The organism is Pseudomonas sp. UBT (assembly GCF_050915955.1).
Classification (GTDB): domain Bacteria; phylum Pseudomonadota; class Gammaproteobacteria; order Pseudomonadales; family Pseudomonadaceae; genus Aquipseudomonas; species Aquipseudomonas antarctica_A.
Genome location: NZ_CP168079.1, coordinates 1,660,679 through 1,674,421 on the forward strand (window position 1 = coordinate 1,660,679; position 13,743 = coordinate 1,674,421).

The 13,743-nt window shown below is 58.4% G+C and carries 10 protein-coding genes; 4 read left to right on the forward strand and 6 right to left on the reverse strand.

Annotation, left to right across the window (positions count from 1 at the left end; all coding sequences use genetic code 11):
- Window positions 1-186 precede the first annotated feature (186 nt).
- The 3 genes from ACDZ94_RS07615 to ACDZ94_RS07625 all read left to right on the forward strand — a co-directional run bounded on the left by ACDZ94_RS07615 (window position 187) and on the right by ACDZ94_RS07625 (window position 5,866).
- On the forward strand, window positions 187-2,091 hold the full coding sequence (locus ACDZ94_RS07615) for a M10 family metallopeptidase C-terminal domain-containing protein (protein WP_432751285.1): 1,905 nt from the start codon (window positions 187-189) through the stop codon (window positions 2,089-2,091).
- 98 nt (window positions 2,092-2,189) lie between these two features.
- Window positions 2,190-3,560 carry a M10 family metallopeptidase C-terminal domain-containing protein gene (locus tag ACDZ94_RS07620; protein WP_432751286.1) on the forward strand — a complete coding sequence of 457 codons (1,371 nt, stop codon included), beginning with the start codon at window positions 2,190-2,192 and terminating at the stop codon, window positions 3,558-3,560.
- 92 nt (window positions 3,561-3,652) lie between these two features.
- Window positions 3,653-5,866, forward strand: coding sequence for a M10 family metallopeptidase C-terminal domain-containing protein (locus ACDZ94_RS07625; RefSeq protein WP_432751287.1), 2,214 nt, complete (start codon window positions 3,653-3,655; stop codon window positions 5,864-5,866).
- Between the two features lie 47 nt (window positions 5,867-5,913).
- Here the strand turns inward: ACDZ94_RS07625 and ACDZ94_RS07630 are convergent, their stop codons facing one another.
- The 6 genes from ACDZ94_RS07630 to ACDZ94_RS07655 all read right to left on the reverse strand — a co-directional run bounded on the left by ACDZ94_RS07630 (window position 5,914) and on the right by ACDZ94_RS07655 (window position 12,709).
- Window positions 5,914-6,564, reverse strand: coding sequence for a DUF799 domain-containing protein (locus tag ACDZ94_RS07630; protein WP_064450133.1), 651 nt, complete (start codon window positions 6,562-6,564; stop codon window positions 5,914-5,916).
- Window positions 6,561-6,923 (reverse strand): DUF4810 domain-containing protein, encoded by a 363-nt coding sequence (locus ACDZ94_RS07635; RefSeq protein ID WP_053253757.1) that lies wholly within the window; start codon window positions 6,921-6,923, stop codon window positions 6,561-6,563. Before ACDZ94_RS07635 ends, ACDZ94_RS07630 begins: the two co-directional genes overlap by 4 nt.
- A 29-nt stretch (window positions 6,924-6,952) precedes the next feature.
- Window positions 6,953-7,633 (reverse strand): CsgG/HfaB family protein, encoded by a 681-nt coding sequence (locus ACDZ94_RS07640; protein ID WP_064450131.1) that lies wholly within the window; start codon window positions 7,631-7,633, stop codon window positions 6,953-6,955.
- 89 nt (window positions 7,634-7,722) lie between these two features.
- Complete coding sequence (locus ACDZ94_RS07645) at window positions 7,723-7,887, reverse strand: hypothetical protein (RefSeq protein WP_156526242.1); 165 nt, start codon at window positions 7,885-7,887, stop codon at window positions 7,723-7,725.
- A 1,746-nt stretch (window positions 7,888-9,633) separates the two neighbouring features.
- The gene (locus ACDZ94_RS07650; RefSeq protein ID WP_432751288.1) at window positions 9,634-10,071 is read right to left on the reverse strand and encodes an RDD family protein; all 438 of its coding nucleotides are present in this window, start codon (window positions 10,069-10,071) and stop codon (window positions 9,634-9,636) included.
- Window positions 10,072-10,138: 67 nt separating this feature from the next.
- Window positions 10,139-12,709 (reverse strand): autotransporter outer membrane beta-barrel domain-containing protein, encoded by a 2,571-nt coding sequence (locus tag ACDZ94_RS07655; RefSeq protein ID WP_432751289.1) that lies wholly within the window; start codon window positions 12,707-12,709, stop codon window positions 10,139-10,141.
- Between the two features lie 687 nt (window positions 12,710-13,396).
- Between ACDZ94_RS07655 and ACDZ94_RS07660 the strand changes: the two genes are divergently transcribed.
- Window positions 13,397-13,651 carry a hypothetical protein gene (locus tag ACDZ94_RS07660; protein ID WP_017136667.1) on the forward strand — a complete coding sequence of 85 codons (255 nt, stop codon included), beginning with the start codon at window positions 13,397-13,399 and terminating at the stop codon, window positions 13,649-13,651.
- The last annotated feature ends 92 nt before the right edge of the window (window positions 13,652-13,743 follow it).

The window sequence follows — 13,743 nt, forward strand, 5'->3', positions numbered from 1 at the left end:
GAGTTTAAAAAATAATAAACACAACCCCCATTACAAAGCATGACGCACCGAACAGCCAACACACTCAAGAAACATATACCCCATTGGCAATTCATTTATAGAGTGCGAAGGTATTTACAGCAAACGGACATGCACTTTCCATATAAAAAAAGGAATCCATCTCACAACAAAAAATGGATTGTTCTCATGCGAATCGACTTCAGGCCACCTCTACTGCAACAACCGAATTACGCTGAAAACTTCTTGGGGCCGATCCTTCGACCCTTTACTCAACAGATTTTCAACCACCCGATCTTCCGTCCACTCGTGCAGCCCTTCCTTCGGCATCCTTTCGTAAGGCCATTTATTCAACCCGTCATACGACGCCCGTTAGATCCAACTCCTACAACCAACCCCACGACACCCGACACACCCACCACGCGCAATTGGGACGGCAAAGACCCAACATTGCGGCCCGACGACCCGTATGTGGCCGGCTTGAATAAACGCTCTTTCGATGCACGCCAGGCCAGCGACAACCTCACGCGGGAAAACACCCAGTGGGTTGACCGAAATGGTGACGGCAAAACCTCTGTTTCCTACTCGTTCAATACGGGTTTCGGACAGTTCGATGAGCGCCAGAAAGCCCAGGCGCGGCGTGCCATGCAGTCGTGGAGCGACGTGTCCAATCTTGTCTTCGAGGAAAACGGGCCTCGAACAGAGGGGAGAATGTCATTTGGTATATCAAATAGCGTGCCCACCGCTGTCGGCTATTACCCAAGCAACCATCCCGATGGAGGCTCGACCCTTTACAACCCCAGGCGGGTAAACCCCAACGACTTGATTCACGAAACAGGTCACGCCCTGGGGCTGTCACATGGCGGCAACTACAATGGCAGCATGACCGCAAGCCAATGGAATCACGCCCAGGATTCGAAAGCCCATACCGTCATGAGCTATTTCGGCGCGGAAAAAAGTGGCAAAAACCACGGCAGGACCTCGCCTGCGGCTCCGATGATGGATGACATTTCCGCGATCCAGAAACTGTATGGCGCCAATCGTCAAATCCGTCAGGACAACACCACCTACGGCTTCAATTCCAACAGCCAGCGGGACTACTACACCCTGAACTCCAACCGGGACGCTGCGGTGTTCTGCATCTGGGACGGCGGTGGCATCGACACCCTGGACGTCTCTGGCTACACGGCAAACCAGACCATCAATCTCAAGGCCGGCTCGTTCTCGGATGTCGGCGGGCTCAAGGGCAACGTTTCCATCGCCCGGGGCGTCACCCTGGAAAATGCCATCGGCGGTTCAGGCAACGACGCTCTGATCGGTAACGACGCCGACAATCGGCTCACCGGCGGCGCAGGCGGTGACCGGCTGCGGGGTGGTGGCGGCGCAGACACCTTCGTTTACAGCAGGGCCAGCGATTCCAGGCCGGATAACCCGGACGTCCTCATGGATTTCATCAGTGGCACCGACAGAATCGATGTGTCCGCGGCTATGAAACATGCCAATGTCGCCAGCCTGGCATTTGTCAGCGTAATGACCGGCAAAGCGGGTGAGACCGTACTCACCCATAACGAGCAAAGTGGCAGCGCCAGCGTGGCTATCGATATGACAGGCGACGGCAAACCCGACCTGCTGATCCGAGCCCACGGGCAAGTCAAACCGGGGGACATCATCGCTTCCACAAGTACCGTAACCCTGGATAAGCAGCCGGCGACACCGAGCAATCGTTCCACATTGACTCCCCCCACGCACCACCGTTCGAGTACACACACATACGAAAAAGCCAGCGACTCGACCTATCACAATGCTGATCTGATCAACGATTTTGTCAGTGGCAAAGACAAGATCAATCTCACCGGTTTGATAAAGAACATCGGCACACCCCTTCAACTTGTCGAGCACTACACAGGGCGAATTGGCGACACCCTGGTCAAGTTTAACGCGCACAGCGGTCGATACTTCGTGGGCGTGGACGTGACGGGTAATCGTCGAACAGACTTTCTGGTCAAAAGCACTCAAATAATAAAACCTGAAGACATCATCGGTTTAACTACACGCACCACAGTTCGGGCCAACGCATTTTCACGCGCCTGGTAAACCAGCCCCCTTTAAATACATTAACCCCTGAACAACTCCACTCACCCATGAGCCTTAAAGCTCACGCTTCACTTTGCCTATTAAAAGGATTCAAGTAGATGTTGCCAGTTAGTCAACCGTCTTACCCGGTACGTGCAGTTGTACACGCCAATCAACCACCCGATGTCATAAAGGCCCCCGCCTTGGCGTCCTACACCACCGATCAAGCCGCCCGGCAACTGCTGCGTACCAGTCATGAAAGAGGGTTTAAATGGCAAGACCGCAACCGCGACGGCGTCGTTGATATTGCCTATGCGTTTTTCACGCCCGGCAATCCGCGCGCGGTCAGCAATGTGCCCAAGGACGCCAATGAATTAGGTGAGCAACAAAAGAAACTGGCGCGGATGTCCATGCAAGCCTGGGCCGACGTTGCCCGTATCAAGTTCTCGCAGAACAGTGCCAGTACCGAGGGCCGGCTTACCCTGGGTCTTTACGACGGTGACGGAGAATCCTATGCGTCCCTGCCCTTTCCCAGGAACTTCAAGAAAGGCGGTGAGGCATGGCTGGACAAGGAGCATGCGCAACCCAAGACTGATCGTCATGACCGACAGGTCATGACCCATGAAATTGGTCATTCGCTGGGCCTGGATCATCCAGGGGACTACACCCAACACCCCGCGGCGCGCCATTATCTTGAGGACACTCAAGCCTATAGCCTGATGAGTTACAACCCCGAGATCCGGAGCGGTCAAAACTTCTCGAAAAACGGCGAGTGGACTCACTACCCGGCTGCGCCGATGTTGCATGATATTGCGGCGGTGCAGGCGCTCTACGGCCCCAACTACAAGACCCGGAGCGATAATACCGTTTACGGCTTCAACTCCAATACCGATCGCGACTATTACAACCTCACGTCGTCACGGGACGCGCCGGTCTTTTGCATATGGGATGGCGGCGGCAACGATACGCTGGACTGTTCCGGCTTCGACCAGAAGCAGACCCTCAACTTGAACGCCGAAGCGCTCTCGGATGTGGGCGGAATGACAGGCAATGTCTCCATCGCCAAAGGCGTGACCATCGAAAACGCCATTGGCGGAGCCCATGACGACACGTTGATCGGCAACAACGCGAACAACCGGCTAAAGGGCGGTGGCGGCGCAGACACTCTGAAAGGCGGCGGTGGCGCGGACGTTTTTGTCTACGACAAGGCGAGCGACTCAACCGTGGCCAAGGCCGACCTGATCCTCGATTTTGTCAGTGGCAGAGACAAGATCGACCTCACGGGCTTGAGCAAAGAAACCCGCACTCAGCTGCAACGGGTAAACGCCTACACAGGGCGCGCGGGAGACACCTTGGTGAGGTTCAACCCGTATAGCCAGCGGTACTTTGTGGCCATTGATCTGACCGGAAATAGCCAAACCGACTTTCTGGTGAAGAGTACCCAGTTGATCAGGCCTCACGATATCACCGGCCTTATTACCCCCAGATAACCTTTCAGGTAAAGGCGCTGCTTGAGCGTTCACGTCTGAAGCAGCGCCGGACTTCGTAGATAGCGTCAGCGACTGACAGAAGGTAAAAATCCATGGTCAGAATCAACCCGCCCCTTATCACGTCTGCTTTTTCGAATGCGCAGGCCGCCGAGCCGAACAGCCAACCGGCGAGCACTCTTTCAACCCCGGGCAATAAAAAGAAATCCTACAACACAGACCAGGCCGCAGCACAAATCACCCGAATGGGCTTTCGCTGGAAAGACCTCAATAATGACGGTGTCACGCGCATTTCCTTCCAGTTCTTTACAGCTTCGAAAGCACCGTTCAATACGCCCAAGGGGGCCAATAAATTTACCGCCGCGCAAAAAGACGACGCCATCCGTGCAATGCAGTACTGGTCGGATGTCGCCAATATCACGTTTACGCAAAACGCGCCCTACGCCGAAGGGAAGATGTTATTAGGCAACGACTCCCAGCTCAGCGTTGCCGGACAAGGCTCCTACCCCGGCATCTACAGCGACGGCACGCAGGTCTGGATCGCTTCCGATGGCAAGGAAAGGCCCCCCAGCCAGGACCATTTCGGGCAATGGCTCATGAACCATGAAATCGGGCATACCCTGGGCCTGCTGCATCCCGGTAATTACAATGGCGCCGGTGCCAGTTACGCCACCCATGCCAAGTATGCCGAAGACACCCGCGCCTACAGCATCATGAGCTACTGGTGGGAAGGCAATCTCGGCCATGACTTCGCCAAGCACCAGCGCACCTACTACCCCAGCACCCCAATGATGGACGACATCACGGCCGTGCAAAAACTGTATGGCGCCAATTACAAAACCCGCAACACCGACACAACCTACGGCTTCAATGCCAACGCCGGGCGCGAAGCGTTCAGCCTCCGGTCCTCAAATGATGCCCCCGTATTCTGCATATGGGACGGCGGCGGCAATGACACCCTGGACTTTTCCGGCTTTCACCAAAACCAGCGCATCAACCTCAACGCCCAGCACTTTTCTGATGTCGGTGGCATGCAAGGCAACGTCTCCATCGCCAATGGCGTGACCATCGAGAACGCCATCGGCGGCTCGGGAGATGACCGGTTGACGGGTAACGCTGCGAACAATCGCCTGAAAGGTGGCGCAGGGGCAGACCGCCTGACCGGCGGCACCGGAGCCGATACGTTTGTCTACGACAAGGCCAGTGATTCCACCCTGAGTCACTCCGACCTGCTCACCGACTTCAGCAGCGGGCAAGACAAGATCGATGTATCCGGGGCATTGCGCGAGGCACGTGTCGATAGCCTGCGCTTCGTGGCACGCTTTAGCGGCCGGGCGGGCGAAGCGGTGTTGGGCTACAACCCCAGCACCCGGGAAAGTAGCCTGTCCATCGACTTGAACGGCAACGGCAACGCCGACCTGTTCATCAGGAGCAGCGCTGCAATCAAAGCCAGCGATGTGATCGTCAATGGCTCAACGGTGCACCGCACGGTGCCACAAGCACCGCCAGCCACCTCAACATTGCCCACTCTCCCTGGGCCCACAGGCAAAACCAACGCCCCGCAGCGCGCACCCTTTTCCCTGCAGAACTGGTCCAGTGAGTCGCTCAAGAACTCCCCCATGTATACCTCTGCCAAAGCGGTGGGCAGTATTCGCGAGGTGACCGTGGTGCGCGACTCATGGGGCTACGACCGGGTTCATTACAACACCTTGGGCACCGGCTCACTGATCGACACAGGCGCCAGCGTATTGACCAACAAACATGTGCACGACGCACTCGCCAAAGGCAGCAAGCTCGAACTGTGGTTGGGTTACACCGAAGATGAGAGCGGCCGCATGCGCGTTGAACGCAAGGTGCCGCTGGACAGCCACGCTATCAGCAGCGACGCGCACCTGGATTACGCCGAATTGCGGGTCGACTTGCCCCAGGCGCAGATCAGCACGCTGGCCAAGCAATTCCCGCCACTCAAACTGGCCGATAACCCGCAGGCCAAAGCCGGACAAAAAATCTTTATGCCCAACCACGGCCAACAAGGGCTCGGTATTTCTTTCCTGAACGCCGAAGGCAAGCCCACCACGCTTTTGGGGCGGAGCACCGACAGCGGCGCCCAAAGCGCCTTCTATCATGACGCCTACAAAATACCGGGCACGTCCGGTTCTCCGCTGATTTCAGCCGACACTGGAGAAATCATCGCGCTGCACTACGGTTCGATCATCGGCCAGGTGGGCAATAGCCACGCCTCAAGAGGTGCCGCGACACGCGCAGAGCTGATCCAGCAGCACCGCAAAGAGCCGCAGAAACAGGCATAAAAAAACCCGGCCATCCGTAATGGCCGGGTTTTTCTCACACCGGTGACTCAGTCGGTACCGTACTTGGGATTACGCGGACCATACAGAAGCCCCGTACGCTGCCCGGCCGACAGCAAACGCACACTGGCGATACCGGCAATCGGGTGCGCGGCATCGGTAGAGCTGTTGATCACCTGCTTGACCGCCGCCGAGATCAGCATGCCCACCAGGCCGCCGCTGTTGTTGTTGCCTTCCTCGCTGGAAGCACGTGCCGAACCGGTCCACAAGGTGGTGCCGGTGCGCAGGTCTACCAGCTTGGCCGAGGCGGTCACGGAGGTGTCGCTGGAGATCAGCATGTACTTGGTGCCGTACTCGCTGACGGTGATGTACAACGCCGCATCCGCACCAAAAATGTCATGCAGCTTGGCCGGTGCCACGCCCTGGATATCGTTGGCGGTGGTCAGGCCGTTCTGGCGGAAGGTTTCGTCCACCAGGGCAATCGGCAACACGTAGTAGCCCGCTTCGGCCAACGGATAGGTAACCTGCGAAACCAGGCTGTAGGACGCCTGCACTTCCGGCGATTCATTGATCGGCGGCAGTACCAGGATCGACTTCGGCCGGGCCTGTTTATACGCCGTGTAATCAATGGTCTTGGGCGCCGCGCAGCCGCCGAGCAACGCCAGGGCGAGCAAGGCGCCGGTGAGTTTTAACAGGCTCATTTGGCAGCGACTCCGGTTTTGGCGTTTTTCAGCAGAAAGTCCATGTACGAAGCCGACTCGGGGAACAGTGCCTTCTCGGTGCGAAACTCCTGCACCATCTGGTCATCCTTGCCCATGCTCAGGTACAGCATGCCCAGGTGCGCGTGGTAACCCGGCGGCGCCTTGCGGCCACTGGCGTTGATCTTTTGCAGATCGCGCTCCAATGCTTCCACCTGTGCTTCCTTGGGCTCGCCCTTGAAGTACTCGTAAACCTCTGCCTGGTAGCTTTCCCATTGATACAGGGGTTGGGGCGCCGTCTGGCACCCGGCGACCGTTGCGATTGCTGTCAGCATCAGCGCCAACTTAACTGCCTTGCTCATCCTTGTACTGCTCCTTGAGGTGCTGCTGATCAGTTGCGCGGGTTCCAGGCGCCGGCATTGATGCCGTCGACCAGGCGGTTGATTGCTTCGCGCATGGCCAGGTCCAGGACCTTGCCATTGAGGGTGGAGTCGTAGCTGGCGGTGCCGCCGAAGCCGACGATTTCACGGTTGGACAGGGCGTACTCACCGGCGCCCTGGGTGGAATACACCACTTCGGACGTGCTGATGTTGACGATATTCAGCGCGACCTTGGCGTAAGCCACCTGGGTTTTGCCACGGCCAAGAATGCCGAACAGCTGGCGGTCGCCGGTCTCTTTGCGGCCGAACTCGGTCACGTCGCCGGTCACCACATAGTCAGCGCCCTTCAGCTTCTGGATGGTGCCTTTGATCGCGGCTTCCTGGGAGATTTCGCCCATGTTGTCGCGGTCCAGCACGCTGAAGCGGTTGGTCTGCTGCAAGTGGGTGATCAGGATGGTCTTGGCCTGGCCACCGAGGCGGTCAACGCCGTCGGAGAAGATCCCGCGCATGTAGCTGGAACGGTTATCGAACTTGCCCACGGCAATCGGTACACGTACGCCGGAATAGGCCACGCTGGCGCTGGCGACTTGTTCCACCGGCATCGCGCGATTGCTCTCCGTGGCGCAACCGGCCACGGTCAGCAGCGCTGCGGCGGCAACGCCGGACAGCAGGATTTTGGACAGTGTTTTCACAGGGTGCTCCTAGGGTGAGAGGTCCGTGGTTGCAGCAGATGAACCAGCGGGAGGGACTGTTATGTACGTTGACTACGATATGGCGGCGATCAGAATTTTCTGAAAAAACGCGCGATCTTGCCCAGCGCCTCACCATCAAACGTGTCGGGCCAGCAGGTAGGTGTTTTGGCAAGGATGACCGGCGCAGAGCGGTCCGGCTGGAAAGTGCAGCCCGCCATCAGGCAGGTGACGGGGAGAAAAGCAGAAATGCGCATTGCTTGATTCGTCCTTGAAAAATGCCATGTTGCTAATGCCGCGACATTTTACGGGGTTGCCCTGTGTACTCAAGCGGTTTTGCTGCCAAGAGGACATTCACCGCCCAACGGCAACGCCCGCCTCAACGACAGCTCAAGCCAGGTGCACCGACATTTTGCGGTGGCCAACGGGTCGAACAACATGCAGCGCCCCCCGCGGCCGAGCCCAGTGAAGTGCGGCCCATCTGACAGACGCAGATCCAAAGGTGGGAGCGGGCTTGCTCGCGAAGGCGGTGTATCAGTCACTGGCAATATCGACTGGTCTACCGCTTTCGCGGGCAAGCCCGCTCCCACAGGGGTTTGGCGGCGCTAGCTGTTCCCATGGTATTGGCTTGGGTAGCGGCAGAGTGCAGCCAATCTAATAGACACAGATACAAAGGTGGGAGCGGGCTTGCCCGCGATAGCGGTGTGTCAGTCACTGTAGGTATCGTCTGATCTACCGCTTTCGCGAGCAAGCCCGCTCCCACAGGGGTTAGGCGGCGCTAGGTGGTCTTGTGGTACTGGCTTATGTAGCGGGCAGAATGCGTCCATCTGAGAGACGCAGATCCAAAGGTGGGAGCGGGCTTGCTCGCGAAAGCGGTGTGTCAGTCACTGGCAATATCGACTGATTTACCGCTATCGCGGGCAAGCCCGCTCCCACAGGGGTTTGGCGGCGCTAGGTGGTCTTGTGGTACTGGCTTATGTAGCGGGCAGAACGCGGCCAATCTGACAGACGCAGATCCAAAGGTGGGAGCGGGCTTGCCCGCGATAGCGGTGTGTCAGTCACTGTAGGTATCGACTGATCTACCGCTTTCGCGAGCAAGCCCGCTCCCACAGGGGTTTGGCGGTGCTAGGTGTTCCAATGGTATTGGCTTGGGTAGCGGCAGAGTGCAGCCAATCTAATAGACACAGATACAAAGGTGGGAGCGGGCTTGCCCGCGATAGCGGTGTGTCAGTCACTTGAGGTATCGACTGGTCTTCCGCTTTCGCGAGCAAGCCCGCTCCCACAGGGGTTTGGCGGTGCTAGGTGTTCCAATGGTATTGGCTTGGGTAGCGGGCAAAGTGCGGCCATCTGACAGACGCAGATCCAAAGGTGGGAGCGGGCTTGCTCGCGAAGGCGGTGTATCAGTCACTGGCAATATCGACTGATTTACCGCTATCGCGAGCAAGCCCGCTCCCACAGGGGTTTGGCGGCGCTAGGTGGTCTTGTGGTATTGGCTTATGTAGCAGGCAGAACGCGGCCAATCTGACAGACGCAGATCCAAAGGTGGGAGCGGGCTTGCCCGCGATAGCGGTGTATCAGTCACTGTAGGTATCGACTGATCTACCGCTTTCGCGAGCAAGCCCGCTCCCACAGGGGTTTGGCGGTGCTAGGTGTTCCAATGGTATTGGCTTGGGTAGCGGGCAAAGTGCGTCCGATCTGATAGACGCAGATACAAAAGTGGGAGCGGGCTTGCTCGCGAAGGCGGTGTGTCAGTCGCTGGCAATATCGACTGATTTACTGCTATCGCGGGCAAGCCCGCTCCCACAGGGGTTTGCCGGCGCTAGCTGTTCTTGTGGTACTGGCTTATGTAGCGGGCAGAGCGCGGCCAATCTGACAGACGCAGATCCAAAGGTGGGAGCGGGCTTGCCCGCGATAGCGGTGTGTCAGTCACTGTAGGTATCGACTGATTTACCGCTATCGCGAGCAAGCCCGCTCCCACAGGGGTTTGGCGATAACGCGCGTGCTCAGGCGTTGATCACGATTGTCTTGGCCAACATGTCGCCCAAACGACGACGCAGCCCAAACAGCACCAAAAAGCCATCCAGTGGGCTGAACAACATTTTGCACGCGTTGCGCAGGAACGACTGGAACGGCGTGCAGTTCGTCGCGTAGGGGTATCCCACCACCGACATGCTGAACAGCCGTTTGCCAAGACTTTGACCTTTGGGCAAAGCATCGCAAAACAAAAAATAGCCGAAGGCCAACAGCGTTAACACGGCGTCGATAACCTGAAAAAACATCTGCCCGAACGTAGAATAGAAACGCATGGCCAGCGACGCCATTAGATATTTAAGCAGCAAAATGAAAAAAACCACGGCCATGTCGACCATGAAACCCATGAGTCGGTTGCTGCGGCTGGCCAAGTTGAACGTGCCGGTAGCCGTTAGAGAATCACTCATCATATTTTTTGATCCGTGACGGGATAAAGGGACATGAAGCGCCCGGCCCATTGGCCAGGCGCTCAGTTTTTTAAAACGCGTAACGCGCTTTTAGCATCACCCCATCGGCATCAAACCCGCTGCGCGCCTGACGCGTGTAACTGGCGCCCACGGTGAAATCCGAGACCTGGTAATTCACCCCGACACTGGCTTCATAGCTGTCACGTGCCACCGAAGCGCCGGTGGTGGTGAACGCCGCACCGCCTGCCACGAAGCTTGAAGTTTGCGCCACGCGATCACCCATCAGGTCGTGGTACGCCATCAAGGTCGCTTCCGGTTGCAGGCTACCCGCGCCCATCGGCACGTTGCCGGCCAGGCGAAGACCTGCGCCCAACTCCCCCACTTCATAACGCTGCGAACGGGTGCTCAGTGCGGCCGCCGAACCTTTCTCGTCGAAGCCATCCATGCGCACGTTGGCATAACGCGCCGCCACGCGCGGCTCGATCACCACCGCCTGCGACGGCTTGAAGCTGTAGCCGCCGATCACGCTGGCGGCCAACACATTGCTGTCGTAACTGCCCTTAGCCGTGGTGCCTGCCACATGGCGTTTGCTGTCGTTGTCGTTGTGGCCGTAGCTGAGGCTGCCGTCGACAAACCAGTTTTGCAGCGCCCAGTTGCCATACAGCGACAGCGCGTGGCCCTCGACGTCGGTCTTGTTGCCGAGGTCGGAATGGATGTTGGAATTGAGGTAGCTGTAGGCCACGCCCAAGGTGGTGGTGTCGTTCAAGCGACCGTCCACACCCACCGCCATGCCGCTGCTGTTGGCCGAGTAACCGTTATCGCCGCCGCGCCCGTCCTGGTCCATGTTGCTGCTCAGGCCCTGCACCCACACGCCGCCGGTTTGACGGCTTTCGCGCTGGTCGGTAAGGCGGTTGAAGATCGCGCCGTTGACCACGCTTTGCCCCGACAACGCCACATCCAAAGCGCCACGGTTGGCATCCGGCTTGAGCTGTTCGCCAACCTGCGCCAACGCTTGCACCGAGGGCGCATTGGCCACCGACTGGAAGACCGCGTCCTGGGTGTCCAACTGGCCGAGCACGCGGTTTTTAAGGGTGTTGACCGCCGCCACGGTCGGCTCGGCAGTGCCCACACTGGCGAGCATGGTTTGCACTTGCTGATCGCTCTTCACGCCCACCACGGCCTTGACCGTCTGCGCATCAGCCGAGTAGCTGAGCACATTGAGCAACGACGACGCGCTGGCTACCGTCAGGCCGTTATTCTGCAAGCTACCGGCCTGCAACAGCGTGTATTGCGTGGCGGCAGGCGTGCTGGTGAAGTCACCGGGTTTGGCGCTGACGGTGATGTTCGAGCCCGGGGCAAAGGTGGCAGCGCCGTTGACCGTCAGGTAAGGCGTGGTCGGCACCACGTTGCTGCCCAGGCGCATATCCACGCCCGCACCGCTGCCCACATACAACTCGCGGCTCACCACCGTGCCGGGCGCCGACAGGTTCAGGGAACCGGCGTTAACCGACACCGGCGCGTTGATACGGCTGCCGGTGAAATCCGCTTGCCCGCCGATGTTCACCGAGCTGACATCCAGCACGTCACCCTGGATGCGGCCACCGGTCCAGATCAGCGAGGCCATGTTGCCGCCGTCAATCGCAATGCCGGAATGGCTGCGAATTTCCCCGGCTTGCTGGTTGATCTCGAAGGGCGAGGTCTGCTCGGCAGGGTTCACCAGGATCGCCGTGCTGTCGGCACTGATCACACCCCGGTTGATGATGCCCCGCGCACCGACCGGCGAGCCGGTGGTGAACGTCGCCCCGCGCAGGTTGATAGCCGTCGCGCTGCTGCCCTTGGCTTCGATGGTGCCGGTGTTTTGCAGGTAATCGACAGTGCCTTCGTATATTGCCACCGCCCGTGACTGATTACCGGTGACCGAGAGCAGGCCCGTGTTCTCAATGCGCAGGTCATTGGTCTTGGTCTCAATCACCATCCCCAGCGCTTCTTCACCCGTGACGCGAATAATCCCGGCGTTGATAATCTTGCCGCCGACCGTCACCGGCATATTGTTGTGGGTATCCAGAATCAACCCATACCCGTAGTACGAGGTGATATCCACCAGGCCCGAGTTGATCACATCACCGGCAACCGTAGTGCCATTGAGATAGATACCTTCCGCGTCGCTTTCCGGGCCGGAGCCCGGTACGTCGACAGCGATGATCGTGCCGGTGTTAACCACATTGCCGCCGACCATGGCCGCGCCCACTTCAAAACCTTCGGCCCAGATCTGGTTGTACATATTGATGGTGCCGGCCTGAACGATACCGCCAGTGATGGTGCCGCCACGGTTCCTGAGGTCTGAATCCAGCGCGCCATCCACCACAAACCCGCGCACATTGCGGCCGCTGCCATCCAGGTTGAAATTGGCATAGTTGATCAACGCGCCCTGGATGTTGGTATCGGCCACGCTGGCGCCGTCGGTCTTGCGCTCAGTGGCGACGATATTGCGTGTCCCCACCAGCGTCACGGTCTCGTTGAAGTTCTGGTACGACCATGCGTTCTGGCCGGTACTCACATCAAATTCCACGGCACTGGCCTGTGCGGCGCCTGCGCTGACCATCAAGGCCAGCAGGGTTTTCTGGAACGGCTTACGCTTCATTTCAAACTCCATGAACTACAGTAAAAGCCGCCAATAAGCCCGGCGGCCGTAGGTGTGCTGAGCGAAGGATCAGATGATCCGAATGCACTCCCTCAAGGCGCTTTGCTGAACCACAGGCGCGAGCAATCGCACCGCAGCCGGTGGTGGCAGAAAAGGGATTGGGGGGGCGAGGTTCACATTAGTCCTTAATGTATTTTGAAAACGCTGCAGTCCATGCAGCCCGACCGGTTGCGGGTGGGCGGGCGGGGTAAAGACCCGGGCTTGAGGGAAATGGTTCCTTTTGCGGTAGGACGCCTCCCGAAACGACTGGGGATTTGCGTAATACCCGTGCGCAGACGGCGGGAAGCGTTGGCGTCGGTGGGGGTTGGGGATAGGACGCAGGGGTTTGAGTCAGGGCGTTGATGCCTTGCGTGGGTTTGGGTGCGGGGCTTATAGTCCGGCCCGTCGCCCATATGGCGATCAGGTTTGGCGACCTGACAACAGAGTGCAAAAGCAACCCGCTTCCATGCAGGTGTTTTTGCACCCGCAAAGCTGTGCATGTTATGGCGGCTGTGCGCGGGAGACCTTCGGGTCTGCCGGTTACTCTGTTCCGGTTCGCCAACCTGCGTACAGCTGCCACCCATTCGTTTGGCGACGAATGCGTGGTGGCTTAATCCACCAACAGAGTACTGAAAAATGAACCAATACATGCCCCTAACGGGCCACGACTGCACCGTCCCCGCTCTGCTTATCGACACCAGTGCGCCCCTCGACGTGCTCCACGACGCCGCCGCGTACCGGATTCGCGCCGTCACCCAACTGCTGGAAAACCTGGCCTTCCGCGAACAACTCAGCAGTGATGCTGTGGTGCTTCAAGACTTCGCTCAACTACTGGCTATACCGCTGCGCGATGGGTGTGATTTGCTGGATGTCATCATTCGCAGGCTTAACAGCGTCAACTGACCGCGACAGGGCGGCTGACGAGTTGCCCTGTTAATGGTGAGGCAGTGAGTAGGGGCAAACTACACTTGAATATTAAAGGTGGCTTGTCACTA